The organism is Haliscomenobacter sp. (genome assembly GCF_041740695.1).
GTDB lineage: Bacteria > Bacteroidota > Bacteroidia > Chitinophagales > Saprospiraceae > Haliscomenobacter.
On sequence record NZ_JBGSLK010000064.1, the window covers coordinates 1 to 16,907 of the forward strand.

The following is a 16,907-nucleotide window of genomic DNA, read 5'->3' on the forward strand; positions in this document are numbered from 1 at the left end:
GGCGACTTGGACCAAGGCTGTGCCTGAGTCGCTGCGGTAGCTCACTTCAAAACTCTTAAGTCATGTATTCGGAACTCGTCACTCAAAATAGCTTTTTGCCAAAAGCATTAGACAAATCATCAATTACCAGTTATTCATCACACTTCCCCCAGTACAATGATCTTATCCCCCTCCGCAAATCGAATTTTTTCCGATTTCTTCGGGTTGATGTTCACGCCGTACATTTTGGTTTCATCCTGGGAATCTCGCATAATCCGGTAACCAATTGCCGTTTGCCCCTGGCGCGCTGCACTTTCCAAAATGGTATAAAAATCCAGCTCTGAATCTGTTTTTACAAATTGGCCAACGTCTTTGAGGTAAATTTCTGAGCCTTCCGCTTCAAACAAGATGTCGTATACTTTTTTGAGTTCCTTGTTTTCCGAAAGCTGAGTCAATACCAGGCTCAACAATTTATCACTCAGGATAAAATCGTCGGCTTTGGACACCTCGGCCAACTCGCGGTTGCGGATGTCCAACATTTCCGATACGATGGAGAAGTCTTTACCCGCTTTTTCTGCCAGGTCGCGTAAGTGGAGCAGGCAAATCAAGGTTTTTGCGTCCGATTCTTGAGTTTCGATGTTGTGAACGTAACTCAGCAAAATGATGTGGTCAAAAGTTTCAACTTCTAAAGATTCTAGGGTGCTGCGATCATTGATGTCACCCTGGGTTAGCTCTATTTTGATGTTTTTGAGTTTGTCATTTAAAAACACCACATCTTCTTCAATGCCTTCTACCTCTGCCAGAATCCGAACTTTTGATGCTGGCAATACATAATTGTCCAATTCCTCGATGATGCGAATGGCCTTGGGATTCCAACCAAGAATCAGGGTACTTTCTACTCCAGCGCTGCTACCCGCACCTTTGGTTAACAGCGCTTCGTTGGGTTCAGCCAGAGTTAGGCCACTGAGTTTGATGGTGTCATCGTCTTTGGAAATGGCGATCAGTTTATCTCCCTCCTGCAACACGTAGTCCATTTTGGGATTGAGCAGTGCTTGCCCCTGAGCAGTAAACACCCCGATGATGCTGGACTCTTCGTAAGCAAAGAGGCTGTCTTTATAGGTTTTACCCTTGAGTTGTTTTTCTTCGCTGAAATAAATTTCGTCTCCCTCAAATTGCAGCAACTCGGTGTAAACAATGCTCAAGCCCGACTGGCGGCAAGTTTGGGCAGTAAGGCGGGAAATTAAATCGGCAGTTAGTACATACACCGCCTCGTCGCCCCCAACCAGTTTGGCGGCCTCCAGGTTATGCGGGTCATTGATCTCCGCTACAATATGGTACTTGCCCTGCTTCCGACGCTTGCTGTTGGTTAGGGAAAGTACTGCTTTGATCACGTGTACATCCGGGTTGTCAATGTCTTCCGGGCTCAAGATGATGATCGATCGCGCCTCGGTAGGATTCACGACCTGAATATCCGATGCTTCCAGCGGGCTACCGCTGCGCACAATGATTTTGGTGTTTTTGGTGTCGGGTATTTTGGAGCGAATGTCATCTTCCATTTCTACCTTGTCCAAATTGGCCAAAACCACAATCCGTGGATTCTTTTGGTTTTCATTGGCGATGCACAAGTCGGAGATGATGGAATAAATTTTGGAAGAGTAGCCCAGGATCAGGGTGTGATTGGACTCCAAAACCATCGATTTGCCCTTGCGCAAGTCTTCAATGCTTTGGTCGATGCCACTGGAAATGGAACCGATCAGGGTCGATAAAATAAAAATACCCCCGATGGTCACAACCAGCATGATGCCACGAAAAATCCAGCCCGAATCGCCGCCTACGGCTCCAGAGTCGAGTGCACGCATCAAACTTTGCCAGGCTGCCTCGGCAAAGCCCAATTTTTCATCTGGTGCCGGGCCAATCCCGGTTAAATGGAGCATCGCAGCAGCAATGACGACAATGACAAAGGAAACCAAAGCCAGCCAGCCAATGATGGCAATCGGGCCATGCGATAGTGAATTTTCAAAACGGTAACGTAGTTTTTCTCGTAGTGTAGCTTTTGGCATAGTAGTCAACGATTTAGGTGTTTCTGGAATATAAGTGATGGAACGGTACGAATCGACATTTCCAACTTTGAATGGAGGTGTGGGAGAGAAAGTCGGTAAAACTATAAAAATCGTGGATATTTAGGGTGCCTTTTACAGGGAATGCGGGGATAAAATCTTTCACAGAAATTCCCAACCCATTTCCCAACATCTCCGTCTACCTAAAAAAAAGAAAACACCATGATGCGTAAATTCCATATGCTGTCCTTCGCTTTGGCCATGTTGCTGGGCTGGAGCTGTGAGCAGAATGAATTGGTCCTGAATGCTGATGCCTTGGTTGATGTAGATCCCAAATTAGAGGGCACTTGGCTCCTGGTCAATGGGCCACTCGATATCGGCCTGGGGGGTGAAGGCGACAAAAGCCGTGGACCTGCCTGGATCACCCTGATGAAAGGAGGTAAAATGCGGGGGCATAGCTCGCGCAACATTCTGGCAGGCAATTTCACCACCAAAGAAGACAAAAAAATTGGCCTGGAGGTCAACATGACCACCCGGGTGGCCGACAACCCATTCTCTATCTGGTTTATGGAGGGTGTGCGTACCGCCAGCGATTACCGCATTGAAGGCAGTAATATGACCTTCCTCAATGATGCCAACAGTCGGCAAGAGTTGATTTTCGCCAAATTGGAAGACCAATGTCGCCCAGTGTTGAAAGACAATGGCCTGTACAACAGCCCAAGCAAAGAACTTGATGCAGTAATCAAAGAAGCTTATCAAATCGAAAACTGCCTCGTGCTGGAAGTGACCTACAGCGGTGGTTGTGTGGAGCAAGAACCTGAATTGGTCTGGAATGGTGGCCTGTCCAAAAGCCTGCCTCCCTTGGCCAGCTTGAAGCTGCACTATAGCAAAGCGGACGACTGCGAGGCATTGGTTACCCGTACTTATTATTTCGATCTTTTACCTTTCTTTTCTGCCGCGGGTTATGATGAAATCCGCGTGAATATTGAGGGATTGAAGGGGGAGGTGATGGTGAAGAAGAATTAAGAGTGAAGAGTGAAAAATTAAGCGGTGGAATTCAAATGGTGTACCTGCTTTTCACTCTTCACTCTTCACTTTTCACTCACAAAGATTTCGCTATCCCAAATTCCAGTCCCCGCAACTCCGCCAATCCCCGCAATCGACCGATTGCTGAATAGCCAGGATTCGTCTTTTTCTGCAAATCATCCAGCATCTGGTGGCCGTGATCCGGGCGGAAAGGAATTTGATCCGGGCGGCTTTGTTGCAGTTCTACCAGGGCTTTCATGACGCTGTACATGTCCACATCACCATCGAGGTGGTCGGCTTCGTAGAAGTTACCAGTGGCATCGCGGCGCGTGCTGCGCAGGTGTATAAAATGGATGGCATGACCCAGGCGTTGTACAATTCCAACCAGGTCATTGTCGGCACGAACACCGTAAGAACCGGTGCAAAAACACAAGCCATTGCTCGTGGAGGGCACTCCCTCTACAATGCGCCGGGCATCCGCCTCGGTGCTCACCACACGGGGCAAGCCCAAAATAGGATAAGGAGGATCATCGGGGTGAATGGTCAGTTTAACCCCGGCTTCTTCCGCCGCTGGCACAATTTGACGCAAAAACTCCTGCAAATTTTCGGCTAAGGCCAGCGCATCAATGTCCCGATAAGTATCTAAAACTTGTTGAAATTCTTCCAAAGTATAGCCCTCTTCCGCCCCCGGCAACCCGGCGATGATGTTGCGTTGCAGCAAGGCCCGCTCGGCTTCACTCATTTGCTGATAGTACAAACCTGCAAGGGCAACCTCTTCATCACTGTAGTCTCGGTCGGCACCCGGGCGTTTGAGCATACACAATTCAAAAGCCGCAAAAGCCTTTTTTTCAAAACGCAGGGCTTTCGAGCCGTCGGGCAAGGTGTAAGCCAGATCGGTACGGGTCCAATCGAGTACAGGCATAAAATTGTAGCAGACCGTATGAATGCCACAGGCGCCCAAGTTGCGCAGCGATTGAGCGTAATTGAGGTAGTATTGGAGATAGTTGCCGCTGCGCTTTTTGATGTCCTCATGTACAGGTACACTTTCCACTACACTCCAGCGCAAACCAGCAGCCTCGATTTGGGCCTTGCGTTTTTCAATTTCTTCAATGGACCACACCGTACCGTTGGGCACATGGTGCAGTGCAGTGACGATGCCCGTGGCACCGGCTTGCCGGATGTCGCTGAGCGAAACCGGGTCATTGGGGCCAAACCAGCGCCATGTTTGTTCTAAAAACCTCATTTGTTGAGCTTGGATTTGAGTTGTTCGAAGGCTTTGTTTTCGTCAAACCGTGAGGAAGGTACACGAGCTCCTTTTTCAAACTCCAGTATCTCAACTAGAATTTGTGGATCGTAGCCCTGGGCCCGGCAACGACGCTCAAAAGCGCTGCGTTCACGGGCAGACAAGGTGCCAGCGGCATAGGCTTTCAGTTCTTCCATATCTACCTCCTCCATGTTTTTGAAATTACGTAGGCAATATATGGAAAGACGGAAAAAAAATAAGATTCCCTGAACAAGCCCCCAAAAATAGGGTTCCAGAGTTCCAGTGTTCAACCCCAACCCTGGAACTCTGGAACCTTTTTTCAGATTCCCATACACACAAATAGCCCTAGACCGCCTAAGGCAGCCAGAGCAAAAAGCAGAAAACTTTCAGTAGTACGTTTGCGTTGAGAAATTTCAGTGTGTTTCATAGTAAAAATATTTTGGTGTGTGAAAAAGCAAATCCAATCAAACAAGGTGTTTACGCTTGGCGTTCATGCACGTCTTCCCTGACGATGCACCGCATCAAAGGCATAGAGTGACCAGGCCGAGGGCGCTGTACTGGCGCGTCGGCAGTCGAAAAAAACGGTTACTTGTTTTTGGGAATCAAGCGGTTAAAAAACTCAAAGCGTAAAAAAGACAATAAAGCGGTTTACAAAAAAAACATTCAAGCGGTTGAAAACAAAAAAGTTAAGCGGTTGAAAATAAAAAAACAAGCGGTTGAAAACATGAACAATCCAGGGCTTCATCGAAGCCGATCAAAAAACAGATCTAATTTTGAAAGTTAAAAAACAGCAGTTGGGAATACTTTTGTGGAGATGTCGAGGAGATGAGTGGAACGCCATTTAGCCTGCACACCCTATGTTAGATTGGTGCACAGCCAAATTTTGGTCCGGTCCTTGATGTGTAGAAAAGCCTGCAACATAACGCAGAAAAATTAACTTCCCGATTTTGGGTTTTGAATAGGAAGCCGAACGCTTCATTTTAAGTGAGCTTCCTATTCAAAAGCCTCAAAAAAAAATCGGAAAGTAATTTTTTGCGTCAAACAAAGTCTGTCGAGTTAATCTCGACTTCGCAAATGTACTAATTTTATAATATTATAAAAATATTTAATCACTTATTTTTTCATACATCAGTCTGGCTGCGCGACGAGAAGCACCTGCGTCACCCATAAGTAGTTGTAATTCAGCATATCCAGCTTTTATTTCCTGCCTCACGACGGGTTGCAAAATTTTTTCCAGCTCAGTATGAAGCCTTTTTGAATTAAAATCATTTTGAATAAGCTCCTTCACCAGAGGCTTATCTACGATCAGATTCACCAGTGAAATGTATTTGACGCTGATCAAACGTTTGGCGATCTGGTAGGACAAATTATTGCCCCGGTAACACACCACTTCAGGCACCTGAAACAAAGCCGTTTCGAGCGTAGCCGTACCTGAAGTCACCAATGCAGCTTCAGCTTGAGAGAGCAGGTCGTAGGTTTGTTTCTGCACCAGTTTGACATTCTGCGGGCGTTGTTTTTCGGCTGAAATCTGTTCATAAAAGGCAACAGGCATCGAAGGCGCACCAGCGATGACAAACTGGTACTGCGGGAAAAGTGGCGCCATCTCTAGCATGACGCTCAGCATCCGAATGATTTCCTGCTTGCGGCTACCTGGCAAAAGAGCGATAATGGGGGCTTCTGTAAGGCCATTTTTACTGCGAAAATCGGGCGCAGCGGCATAGCCCTTGACCACATCCAGCAGCGGATGTCCTACAAAATCAACCTCACAATTGTATTTAGCGTAAAAATCCTTTTCAAAAGGCAGGATCACGTACATGCGATCCACAGTGGCTTTGATTTGGTGTACCCGGCTGGTATGCCAGGCCCAGATTTGTGGCGAGATGTAATAGAGCACTTTGATGCCCTGCTCTTTGGCCCATTTGGCGATGCGCAGGTTGAAACCAGGGTAATCGATCAGAATCAAAGCATCTGGTTGGTAGGCCAAAATATCCTGCTCACAAAAACGCAGGTTGCGCACAATGGTGCGCAGGTTTTTCAGTACTTCCACAAAACCCATGAAGGCTAGATCGCGGTAATGCTTGCGCAAGTCTCCGCCAGCTTCCTGCATGAGATCACCTCCCCAAATGTGGAAGTCCGCAGCGGGGTCTTCGACTTTGAGGGCTTTCATGAGGTTGGAACCGTGGAGGTCGCCAGAGGCTTCGCCTGCGATGATGTAGTATTTCATAGATTGAGTTGACGAGTTGAGGAAGGTTGAGATGGTTGAGGGAGGTTGAGGCTACCGCGGCGATTTTGACAAGGACATTGTCTAAGACGCTGCGGTAGCCTCAACCTCCCTCAACCATCTCAACCTCCCTCAACCTATTCCATCATGGTTTTCCCAAAATAAACCAACCACACCGCCCCCAAGCCAATCGTTGCAATGATGATTCCCCGCATGGCCCTCACGGCACGGCGACTGTTGAAAAAATGGAAAGGCAACAAATTGCAACAAATGGCCAGCAAGTAAAGGGTTCGCGGCGCGATCACCGACTCGCCGTCGGCGGTGTATTCGGGCATCCATTCATCCAGTTTTTCGGAAATCATGAGCAGGACAGCATAACCTACAAATGGAACCAGCAGTCCAGTCAGCGTCCCCACCCAAATTTGATTGCGATCAATGTTCATGCGGTTTTTATTTAAACAAAGCCTCCAGCGGAGCCAATTCCGCCAATGCCTCGTAATTGGTCAAGTCGTGTTTGGAAGGCACAACGGAGATGTAACCATTTTCCAGTGCCCAAATATCGGTATCTTCCGCTTCGTCCTCATTGACAAAACGCCCGGTCAACCAATAATACTTCTGGCCCCGTGGATCGGTTGCTTCTACAAACTCCTCGACCCAACGCGAATCAGCCTGGCGACAGGCTTTGACACCTTTGATTTCATTGGCGGGTAAGTCGGGCAAATTGACGTTCCACAAATTCCCCTTGCTCATCCGGTGTTCGAGCACGTATTCCATCAGGCCTTTCACGTAAGGAGCGGTAGCGGCAAAGTCGGCCCGGGGAGAATAATTCAGGAAGGAAAAACCAATGGAGGGAACCCCTTCCAAAGATGCTTCCATGGCGGCAGACATGGTACCAGAATAAAGGATGTTGATGGAGGCATTGGAACCATGGTTGATGCCAGACACACAAAGGTGCAGTTCGCGGTCTTTGAGCAAAACGTTTTTGGCCAGCTTCACACAATCAACCGGGGTACCCGAACATTCATAAGCTTCTACTCCTTCAAACAAATCTACTTTGTACAGGCGGAGCGGATGCTCCAGGGTGATGGCGTGTCCCTGGCCCGATTGGGGTGAATCGGGGGCGACGACAATGACATCGCCGATTTGTTTGGCAATGTCAATCAATGTTTTGATGCCTCGTGCGGCAATCCCATCGTCATTTGTGACCAGAATTAAGGGTTTTTTCATATCGGGTTGTGGATTCATCTTGGATACGCTTATTTTCGCAGGGTCAAAAATAAACCCATTTATAGATAGTCATGGGTTTTGACAAAAAAATAAACCAAATGGGGGCAGACTTGTTCCCAATGGTGTTTGTACGGGCTTGTTCAAGCTATAAAAGTCAGGGTATTATGGTTTTTGGTAAAAAAGGCGTTTTGCTGGTCAATTTGGGGACGCCCAACTCCCCTACTCGCGGCGATGTATACGTGTATTTGAGAGAATTTTTGACCGATCCACGGGTCATCGATATTCCTTGGTTGCCCCGGCAATTGTTGGTCAAGGGCATCATTGCCCCCTTCCGTTCGGGGTCTTCGGCCAAGTTGTACCAGGAATTATGGACACCCGATGGCTCTCCAATCAAAATTTATGGCGAAAGAGTAGCGGCTGGTGTACAGGAGCTCCTGGGCGATGAATACGTCGTTGAATTGGGCATGCGTTACCAAAACCCTTCTGTTGAGTCGGCGCTGAAAAAACTACTGGCCAAACAGGTATCAGAAATCACCGTTTTGGCCCTATTCCCGCAGTACGCCTCGGCTACCACGGGTTCGGTGCACGATGAAGTGATGCGCCTACTGCGCAAGGAGCAGACCATCCCCTCCCTACGATTCATCAACAGTTATTACGACCATGCGCCGATGATCGAAATTTTTGCCGACAATGCCCGGCAATTTGATCTCGATGCCTACGACCATATCCTATTCAGTTTTCATGGCCTGCCCCAACGCCAATTGCGCAAGGCCGATTCCTGTAACCATTGCCTGAAAAGCGCGGATTGCTGCGAGACCATCTCCCTCAAAAACCAGTTTTGTTACTCCGCTCAGTGTTATGGCACCACTCAAGCCATTGCCAGTGCCCTTAATTTGCCTCGCGAACGCTACACCACCTGTTTCCAAAGTCGCTTGGGCAGAGACCCCTGGGCACAACCTTATACCAGTGAGGTGATCGAAAAACTGGCGCATGGTGGTGCCAAACGTCTCCTGGTGTTCAGCGCAGCTTTTGTGGCTGACTGTCTGGAAACAATCGTAGAAATTGGTACCGAATATCAGGAAGAGTTCGAAAAAATGGGTGGCGAAAAAGTGGACCTGGTGCCAAGTCTAAACGATGATCCACGCTGGATAAAAGTAGTGGCTGATATGGTAAAATAAATTATCTTACTGCCAACAACACCTAGAAAACCTACGCTAACATGAGCCTGCTGATCGCCTCTATTACCCCTGTAATGATTTTTATGTACCTGGTTTACCGCCGGGACAAACTCAAAGAGCCACGAGCACTACTTTTGAAGTGTTTTTTCGGTGGCTTTTTGGCCTTGATTTTGACCTTGATCATCGATGAACCAATTGCTCCAATTGCAGAAACCATCGGTAGCCCATTCTGGAAAGCCTTTTTCGACGCCTTTTGTATTGCAGCCATCCCTGAAGAATTTTCCAAGTTCCTCATTTTATATTGGATGATTTGGCGCAGTAAAGATTTTGATCAATATTACGACGGCATCCTGTATGCCATTTTTGTTTCCCTGGGTTTTGCCTTGGTGGAAAACATCCTATACGTGATGGAGGGTGGAATGGGTGTAGCCATAGCCCGGGCCATTCTTGCAGTGCCTGGTCACGGTTTCTTTGCCGTATTGATGGGGTATTATTTTTCCTTGGCTAAATTCCATACGGGTGGTAAAAAAAATCGATTGCTGTTGATGAGCCTGGCCATGCCCATTCTTTTTCATGGCTTGTACGACTTTGCACTCATGTACGCGGAAACCGAAGCGCTCGATCCACTGATCATCATCGGTTTGATTGTCTTATTCACCTTCGTTGTGATTAAGCTTTGGCGGCTTGGCTTCAAAAAAATCAAGGCTCATTTGCAGCGGGATCACGAAATGGCGAACGAAATGGTCTGAATTTCCAGGCCCTTTTTAGGAAGATTCGGTACCATTTGATGGCTCTTTTGCACAAACGTTCAAGTTTACATGCCAAAGTTTATACATCTGTGACCGTTCTCCTACAAAACCCCTCCATACACTAGACCGAACTTCACATTTGCAAAATACACTTAATTTTTTTTTGCATACCTTATGAATAGGCGTATTATTGCACTGCGAATAATGCCATATCATCCCATGAAAACGAAGACGACCTTTTTTTCTTTTTTGCTTTTTGTGTTTTTTTTGACGACAGCAACAAGTTCAGCTCCCGATTACCCACACACTGAAAACACTAAAGATTGTGCTTGTGAAATCTATGTTCCGAATGTCTTCAGTCCAAATGGAGACACTAAGAACGATGTTTTCAAAGCCATTCCAGGAACTTCCTGTTCCCTCACACAATTTAGCCTCAAGGTTTTTGACCGATTTGGCGCGCTGGTTTTTGAAAGTTCCTCTGCCGACGAAGGTTGGGACGGTTCTTACAAAGGCCAAAGAGCCCCTCAGGCAAACTACGTTTACGTGGTACAGTACGAGTTGGCGGATGACAGCAAAAAACTGCCGAAGGTAGCTTCGGGAGGACTTGCTCTGATCCGTTAACTCGGACTTCCGCTAAGTAGTGGGGCAAAAATAAGTGTTCCATTTTCCCTGAGTCAAAGGATTAGATAAGACACTTAAAATGAATCGTTTACTTATCTAATCCTTTAACAAAATGAAACACTTATTTTTTTATCGCCCCTAGACACGTTGATTTTGATTGATTGCAGATTGGATGGCACTGGCTAGGCGCTCAATGTGTTGCTCCATGGTGTAGTGCGCCTCGACTCTGACGTTCCCTCTTTTTCCCATTTCGGCGGCTAAAGTAGCATCTTTGGCCAACTTCAACATGGCTTCGGCCATTCCTTCCCAATCTCCTTCGTTGACCAAAAAACCGGTTTCACCCTCCAGAACGGTGTCCTTAATCCCTGCATGGCGGGTAGCAACGATAGGCAGGCCAGATTTCATGGCTTCGAGAATGGCGACAGGCGTCCCTTCCGAGTCACCGTCGGCAGCACGCACCGAGTGTTGAACGAATACCCTCACTTGATGGTGGGCAGCTCCAATTTGTTCGGGCTTACATGGCCCTGCAAAGTTGATCTGTTCAAATACACCCAGGCTTTTAGCCAGATTTTTGCTCTCTTCCCACAACTCTCCATCGCCCAGCATCAACATTTTGGCTTCAGGAACGGATGAAACTACCTTGGCAAATGCACGAATGGTCAAGTGTGGCGCTTTTTTGGCCGTAAAGCGCCCAACCGTTAGGAAAGTGGGTGGATTGGAACTGATGTCTTGAAAATTGAAAAAACTGGGATTGGGGCCGTAAGGATTCAGTAGCATTTTTTCAGGTGCTGCGCCCAGGTTTTGCAACTGCTGAAACATATCGGTGGAGACGGGAAAAATGGTGCTGGCAAAATCAAACATGCGCCTATATTTGGCTCCAAACCGCTCAATGGTCTTATAATGGTAAGCATCCCGGCCATGGTAATGCACCAACATGGGCACCTTGGCCTGCTTACAAGCCTCCATGATGTAGGTGCCAGTTGGCCCATATTCGGCAAGTACCCCCTGGATTTTATGTTTTTTAAGGTACGCCACCATCGCCCGACGGCGCAAAATATACCCCCAACCCTTTTCGCCCAGGAGGGTATCAATGCCCGTTTCCAGGTAGTTGAACCATTTTTGATCGCTTGACAAAGCTTCACCTGCTCCGTCGTAGATGGGATGGTAACCCATTTTGGGCAGGCCATAAAAATGATGGACTTGAAAAGGTAGCCGCTCCAGATGCGCCCGCAGAAAGGTTTCGGAATAGGTGGGCTGGAGTGGTGTAACAATTGCAATATTGGGCTTCATGTAGTAAGGAGATAAGGGTTCAAAAGTAAGACATTATGCTTAATTTACGCCCCTTTAACGCAAGCACTATGCAACAAATTGAAATTTGGCAAGCTTCAAAATTTATTCCCGGTCGCAAAGCCGGGCAATGGAAGCCAAACCCCAGCCATGTCTACCCTGGTTCCTGGTTCATCTTATCGGTATACATTGATTTGTATGTGGCCATCATTCGGCAATATGCCAAGGGGAAACTGCTGGATTTGGGTGCAGGAATGGTGCCTTTTTACGGCATTTACAAAGACAAGGTCGAGGAAAATGTCTGCATCGATTGGGCCAACTCCCTGCACAGCAACCCACATCTGGACATTGTAGCCGACCTCAATCAAAATTTTCCGATCCCTGATGCGACCTTCGACAGCATTCTCTGTTCCGATGTCATGGAGCACATTGCCGACCCTTTTGCGTTTATGCGGGAAACCGCCCGGGTACTCAAACCCGGTGGCGACCTGATGTTAATGGTGCCGTTTTTTTACTGGTTGCATGAAACGCCACATGACTATTACCGGTATACTGAGTTTGCACTACGGAAAATGTGTGCAGACAATCAGCTGGAAGTCATTGAGCTCCGGGCTTATGGTGGTTATTTGGAAGTACTATTTGATCTTTTGAGCAAAGGTTTGGGTAAAAACAAGGCGCTTTCCCGGGTTTTTCAGCCGATCGCCAAATGGATAGTGGGCTGGAAAATCAGTCAAAAAATTCAGCGTAAAACCAGTGCGCGTTTTCCCTTAGGATACGTATTGGTGGCGAGAAAAATAAGGTAACAAGATCTCAAACTACGCAAGATGAGCTAGCCCTGAAGGGGCGGTATATTGCTAAGAAAGGGTACCGCCCTTTCTTTTACCCAACTTCCCCAACAAGCCATCTTTAACCGCCCGAAGAATAGTCCAAAACGCCTTCATCCGCTTGGAAACGATGGCCATCAACAACAAATAACCTAGATAAATTACTCCATTGAATAAAAACAACAGCGGATTGGGGCTAAGGTTTTTCCACAAAAACCAGGTCAAATTTCGGGTGCTGTAATAGGCTTTAAACCCACCTTCTTCCAGCAAGGGCACCGACCATTTTTTGCTCAAAGAGATACTATCGCTCCACCAGGAAGTTTCCAAATCCTTCAATCGGCTGGCCGTAAGCATCAAAATTTCACCGCCCTGCTGGATAATGCGGTAGGTATACTCGGTATCGTCGGCGTACAAGTACAAGTGCTCATTGGGAAAACCAATCCGATCAATGGTGGTACGTGGCAAAAAAAGCCCACCATAGGGTGCTTGCAAGATGCTGACCCGAGGTAAAAGTTCTCCGTTTGGCTTAGGCTCTTTAGCTGGTTTTTTAAGCTTGGCCAAAGCATTGGTCACGCTAAAACCTAAAAAACTGTTGGGTTTATCGTGGAAATAACGGACCTCCTGGCCATAAGCCGCTTTTTTTAGGTTGGGTAAATTCTGATAACGGAAGGACAAAAGTGCAGCCAGACTACCTTCCGCTAAAGTTTTCCACTCTGCATACAAAATTGGTAAAGCCTGGTCTTCGGGCAAATTGTCATCGTCGATGAGGTAGACAAAATCGGCATTCAAGTCGTAGGCTTTTTTCAGGCCGAGTGAAAAACCACCCGCTGAACCCAAATTTTCAGTTTGGGGCAAAACCAAAATGCGATCAAGGAATTGTGGAAACGAAGCCCGGATTTTTACCGACAAATCATACACTGAAGCATTGTCCACAATCAGCAATTGATCCACAATCCCTTGCTGAAACACGGCAGGAATGACCTGCAACAGGTGCGGCCAACGATCACCATAAGTGACCGTTACCACAATGATGTGATGATCAGGGATTGCTTGACTTGGCTCCATTGTGATGGGGTTGAAGTTGTTTTTTGAGTCGTTCAAGCGGCTCAAAAAACAGGATTAAGGCCCAAATTTTGATGGCCAAACCAAGCTGTGGATAGCGGAAAAACAGCTGTAAACTTTCGCGCAACAAACGCCCGATTTTACCTTGCATCATCGGTGTACGCGCATAGGTTTGAAACAAATACCACTCGGCTTTGGGCAACATTTTGACATCAAAATCTGCGGTATAAATAGGTAACTGAGAGGCCCATTTTGGCATAAAATGACGGTCAAATTCCTGGGCAAAACGCTCATTGTAGTTGGCACAGGAAATGTGTTCCAACAAAATATCGTAGGCGACTAAAACCACTTGTTGCTGGCTTACCCGCAGGGAAAAATCCATGTCGTAGCAATGAAAATGCTGGAGATTTTGCTCGTCGAATGGGGTGGTAGCAAAGACACTCTTACGGCAGGCAATGAAGACACCATCCAGCGATACCACCATGCTCGCTTTGACTCCAGAGTCTGTTTTTTCTAGATGAACCGCTTTGCCTTCTACGGTATGTTGTAGGATATTGATTTTTCCAAAACCGTGTTTTCCTCCAAAGGTGAACCACTTGGTGCTAAAAATTTTACTCCCGGCTACGCCCACCGCCCCCACCTTCGGGTCCTCGAAGTGCAACATCAGGTTTTGACCCCAGTTGGGCGTATGGAACAAAATGTCTTCGTGGGCAAAACAGAGGATGTCGTATTGAGCTTGCGCGCCGCCCAGGTTGTACGCCTGACAAATCCCGTAGGCGTTTTGAGAATTGTCGATGACAATCAATTCATAGTCAAGGCCAATAGTTTCCGCAAGGCTTTGTTTGAACTGCTCCAAAAAATGGGGCGAACGATGACATACAACAATAGAAATCATGCTCGCGGGCTTTAACGCATGGCAAAAATATTGAGTTGCAGGTCAAAACCCTCTTGCGCCAGTCCGGTAAAGGGGCGCTTCGCATAATTCTTCGCTTCCTGGATGTAGTAGCGGAATCCGGCTGCGGTAAGGATTTCCAACAATTCGCCCAAAGCCTGGGGTTGGTGGGCTACGCTGTGGTATTCAAAAAAGATGCGCTGAACCTGGCCCAAATCGTCACGAATATCTCGGAGTACTTGTACTTCAGCACCTTCGATGTCGAGTTTGAGGAAATCAACGGGCTGGGTGAGGTAATTTTTGAGGCGGGCCGTTTTGACGTGAATGGGTGCGCCTTTGTTGCCTGCGTCGACCATAACGGAGCCCGACATAGAGTTGCCGGAATAAAATACCAGTTCGGTCTCTTCATTCCATACCGCGCGGTTGTGCACTTCTACGTTGTTGAGCTGGTGGTCGGCAAGGTTTTGATTCAATACCGCGAAAGTGGAGGGGTCAGCCTCAAAAGCCAGGATTTTAGCCCCCGGAAAACGGTATTTGAAGTAATAGATACTCAGCCCGATGTAGGCTCCACAATCAATGATGAAGGGGGTTTTATTGCTGGTTTCAAAGAAGTAACATTCCTCTTTAAACAACTCCTTGATGTTGCCCAAAAAACCCAGCCCATCGGTGTATTGGAAGGTTTTGTTCATGAAGCGCCCTACTCCTGCCGTATACGGGGTTTGGGTGCGAATGCGGTGCAACTCCCGAAACCCAATCCCAGGGTACATCTGGTAGTTGGTGATCCAAAAAAGCAGGTTTCGGAACTTAATGGCCAGTTTTTTCAGTTGGCTTACAGATTGTGTCATTGCTGATGATTGATTTCCTTTTATGGGGAATTCGGCGCAAAAGTAGCAAATAATTCTTTGCTGCATTTCGAACTTTATTTCATTTCCGTTCCTAATGCTTCTATGTCCAACTTTATTTTGAAAGCAAAACTTAATCTGCATCTTTGCAACAAAAAAAGAGATGGGAATTATTGGCAGGCAGGGAGCTAAATTGACCATTGCCAATTTTTTGGGTGTAGGGATCGGTTTTTTAAGCGTCATCTTTATTTACCCCAAAGATTCGGCGCTTTATGGGCTGATGATGTTTTTGTATGCCACAGGCACCTTATTTGAACCCCTGGCCAGCCTCGGAATCCAGGCCATCATCCTGCGCTATTTTTCTCGCTTCAAAGACCTGGATAAGACCAAGCACGGGCTTTTGCTCTACTCCTTGTTGCACATCAGCGTTGGCATTGTGCTTTTTTCCATCCTGTTTTGGTTGTTTTCTGGGCCCATTTCAGGGTTGATCCAACGATTGAATCCCAAGGACGCTGAAAACATCGACCTGTTTTTCAATTTCATCCCTGTGTTGGTTGCTTTGTTGGCGCTACAAAATCTGTTCAACTACTACATTGCCAATTTGCACCGCATTGTTATTCCGGGCATTATCCTGAGCATTTTGCCCAAGTTGTGGATGCCAGCTACCTTTTTGTTGGCCTACTACCAGATTTTGGATACTTCTGGTATCATTTATTCGGTGTTGGGGATGGTCCTGGTTTCGGTGCTGGCGCTGGTCTTTTATTTGCAAAGTTTGGGCCAACTGAATCTACAACCTCGTTGGGAGTTCTACCCACGAGCTACCCTCCAGGAAATGATTACTTATGGCCTTTATGGCCTGTTGGGCATTGCGGGTACTCAAATGGCGTACCGCATCGACCAGAGTATGCTGGGGACAGTACTGAGTATGAAAGCCGTTGGTGTATTTACTTTCGCGCTTACAATTGCTACGACCATCGACATGCCCGCTAGATCGGTGTTGAACATTTCAGCTCCCTTGATCAGCGATTTTTTTGCAAAAGGGGAAATGGGAAAAATTGGGGAGCATTATAAAAAGATTGCCCTGAATTTGTTTTCGGTTGGGCTCTTTTTATACCTGGGTTTGGTGCTCGTTGCAGACGATATTTTTATGCTGACAGGCAAGCCAGAATTGCTAATTGCCCGCAACATTGCCATGATCCTGGGGCTCGCCAAGTTGATGGACATGCTCACTGGCCCCAATGATATGATCATTGGCATTTCAAAATATTATCGCTTCAGTATGCTCTTGATTATCGCGCTCAGCCTGGGCAATATTTTGCTCAATTATTCCTTTATCCGCAAGTACAATGTATTTGGTCCAGCCTATGCTTCCCTGGTATTTATTGTAGCTTTCAATTGCATCAAAGTGATTTTTCTTTGGGTAAAATTTAAGATGTTGCCTTTTTCCCGGCCTATGTTGTTTTTGGCCATTTCTGCGTTAATTTGTATTGGTATACACTATGTATTGCCCTCTTCGGGTTCCATCATTTTGGACGGACTATTGGGTGGAATCATTCTGTTGTTGGGGTATTTGTTGCCCCTGGTTTATTGGAAATTGGCCCCGGATCTCATCGCTATGCTGAATGGAGGTTTAGGGTCATTAGGCATTAAAAACCCTTTCAAATAATATACATTTATC

Annotated in this window: 17 protein-coding genes; 7 read left to right on the top strand and 10 right to left on the bottom strand. The window is 46.9% G+C overall.

What is annotated here, in order from left to right:
• Nucleotides 1-137: 137 nt before the first annotated feature.
• Nucleotides 138-2,039, bottom strand: coding sequence for a potassium transporter TrkA (locus ACEW9O_RS13840; protein WP_373550765.1), 1,902 nt, complete (start codon nt 2,037-2,039; stop codon nt 138-140).
• A 219-nt stretch (nt 2,040-2,258) separates the two neighbouring features.
• Between ACEW9O_RS13840 and ACEW9O_RS13845 the strand changes: the two genes are divergently transcribed.
• Nucleotides 2,259-3,062 carry a hypothetical protein gene (locus ACEW9O_RS13845; RefSeq protein ID WP_373550766.1) on the top strand — a complete coding sequence of 268 codons (804 nt, stop codon included), beginning with the start codon at nt 2,259-2,261 and terminating at the stop codon, nt 3,060-3,062.
• Between the two features lie 76 nt (nt 3,063-3,138).
• Here ACEW9O_RS13845 and uxuA read toward each other — a convergent pair whose 3' ends face one another.
• Both uxuA and ACEW9O_RS13855 read right to left on the bottom strand, forming a co-directional pair.
• Entirely contained in the window at nt 3,139-4,305 is a 1,167-nt protein-coding gene (gene uxuA / locus ACEW9O_RS13850) for a mannonate dehydratase (RefSeq protein WP_373550767.1), read from the bottom strand.
• Nucleotides 4,302-4,517 (bottom strand): hypothetical protein, encoded by a 216-nt coding sequence (locus ACEW9O_RS13855; protein ID WP_373550768.1) that lies wholly within the window; start codon nt 4,515-4,517, stop codon nt 4,302-4,304. Before ACEW9O_RS13855 ends, uxuA begins: the two co-directional genes overlap by 4 nt.
• A 398-nt stretch (nt 4,518-4,915) precedes the next feature.
• Between ACEW9O_RS13855 and ACEW9O_RS13860 the strand changes: the two genes are divergently transcribed.
• Nucleotides 4,916-5,110 carry a hypothetical protein gene (locus ACEW9O_RS13860; protein WP_373550769.1) on the top strand — a complete coding sequence of 65 codons (195 nt, stop codon included), beginning with the start codon at nt 4,916-4,918 and terminating at the stop codon, nt 5,108-5,110.
• Nucleotides 5,111-5,431: 321 nt separating this feature from the next.
• Here ACEW9O_RS13860 and lpxB read toward each other — a convergent pair whose 3' ends face one another.
• From lpxB to surE, 3 genes are all read right to left on the bottom strand, one after another.
• The gene (gene lpxB / locus ACEW9O_RS13865) at nt 5,432-6,550 is read right to left on the bottom strand and encodes a lipid-A-disaccharide synthase (RefSeq protein ID WP_373550770.1); all 1,119 of its coding nucleotides are present in this window, start codon (nt 6,548-6,550) and stop codon (nt 5,432-5,434) included.
• Nucleotides 6,551-6,684: 134 nt separating this feature from the next.
• The gene (locus ACEW9O_RS13870; protein ID WP_373550771.1) at nt 6,685-6,990 is read right to left on the bottom strand and encodes a hypothetical protein; all 306 of its coding nucleotides are present in this window, start codon (nt 6,988-6,990) and stop codon (nt 6,685-6,687) included.
• 7 nt (nt 6,991-6,997) lie between these two features.
• Complete coding sequence (gene surE, locus ACEW9O_RS13875; RefSeq protein ID WP_373550772.1) at nt 6,998-7,774, bottom strand: 5'/3'-nucleotidase SurE; 777 nt, start codon at nt 7,772-7,774, stop codon at nt 6,998-7,000.
• 164 nt (nt 7,775-7,938) lie between these two features.
• On the opposite strand from surE, the gene hemH reads away from it, so the two are divergent.
• From hemH to ACEW9O_RS13890, 3 genes are all read left to right on the top strand, one after another.
• Nucleotides 7,939-8,952, top strand: a complete 1,014-nt coding sequence (gene hemH / locus ACEW9O_RS13880; RefSeq protein WP_373550805.1) for a ferrochelatase — start codon at nt 7,939-7,941, stop codon at nt 8,950-8,952.
• A gap of 41 nt (nt 8,953-8,993) precedes the next feature.
• Entirely contained in the window at nt 8,994-9,701 is a 708-nt protein-coding gene (locus tag ACEW9O_RS13885) for a PrsW family glutamic-type intramembrane protease (protein ID WP_373550773.1), read from the top strand.
• Nucleotides 9,702-9,920: 219 nt separating this feature from the next.
• Entirely contained in the window at nt 9,921-10,322 is a 402-nt protein-coding gene (locus tag ACEW9O_RS13890) for a gliding motility-associated C-terminal domain-containing protein (RefSeq protein WP_373550774.1), read from the top strand.
• Nucleotides 10,323-10,460: 138 nt separating this feature from the next.
• Here the strand turns inward: ACEW9O_RS13890 and ACEW9O_RS13895 are convergent, their stop codons facing one another.
• Nucleotides 10,461-11,612, bottom strand: coding sequence for a glycosyltransferase family 4 protein (locus tag ACEW9O_RS13895; RefSeq protein ID WP_373550775.1), 1,152 nt, complete (start codon nt 11,610-11,612; stop codon nt 10,461-10,463).
• 68 nt (nt 11,613-11,680) lie between these two features.
• On the opposite strand from ACEW9O_RS13895, the gene ACEW9O_RS13900 reads away from it, so the two are divergent.
• Entirely contained in the window at nt 11,681-12,412 is a 732-nt protein-coding gene (locus ACEW9O_RS13900) for a methyltransferase domain-containing protein (RefSeq protein WP_373550776.1), read from the top strand.
• Between the two features lie 51 nt (nt 12,413-12,463).
• Here the strand turns inward: ACEW9O_RS13900 and ACEW9O_RS13905 are convergent, their stop codons facing one another.
• From ACEW9O_RS13905 to ACEW9O_RS13915, 3 genes are read right to left on the bottom strand one after another with little or no spacing between them, the layout of a single operon-like run.
• Entirely contained in the window at nt 12,464-13,498 is a 1,035-nt protein-coding gene (locus ACEW9O_RS13905) for a glycosyltransferase (RefSeq protein ID WP_373550777.1), read from the bottom strand.
• Entirely contained in the window at nt 13,473-14,390 is a 918-nt protein-coding gene (locus ACEW9O_RS13910) for a glycosyltransferase (protein ID WP_373550778.1), read from the bottom strand. The genes ACEW9O_RS13905 and ACEW9O_RS13910 overlap by 26 nt, the downstream gene beginning before the upstream one ends.
• Nucleotides 14,391-14,401: 11 nt before the next feature.
• Entirely contained in the window at nt 14,402-15,232 is an 831-nt protein-coding gene (locus tag ACEW9O_RS13915) for an FkbM family methyltransferase (protein ID WP_373550779.1), read from the bottom strand.
• 160 nt (nt 15,233-15,392) lie between these two features.
• On the opposite strand from ACEW9O_RS13915, the gene ACEW9O_RS13920 reads away from it, so the two are divergent.
• The gene (locus tag ACEW9O_RS13920) at nt 15,393-16,895 is read left to right on the top strand and encodes a lipopolysaccharide biosynthesis protein (protein ID WP_373550780.1); all 1,503 of its coding nucleotides are present in this window, start codon (nt 15,393-15,395) and stop codon (nt 16,893-16,895) included.
• Nucleotides 16,896-16,907 lie beyond the last annotated feature (12 nt).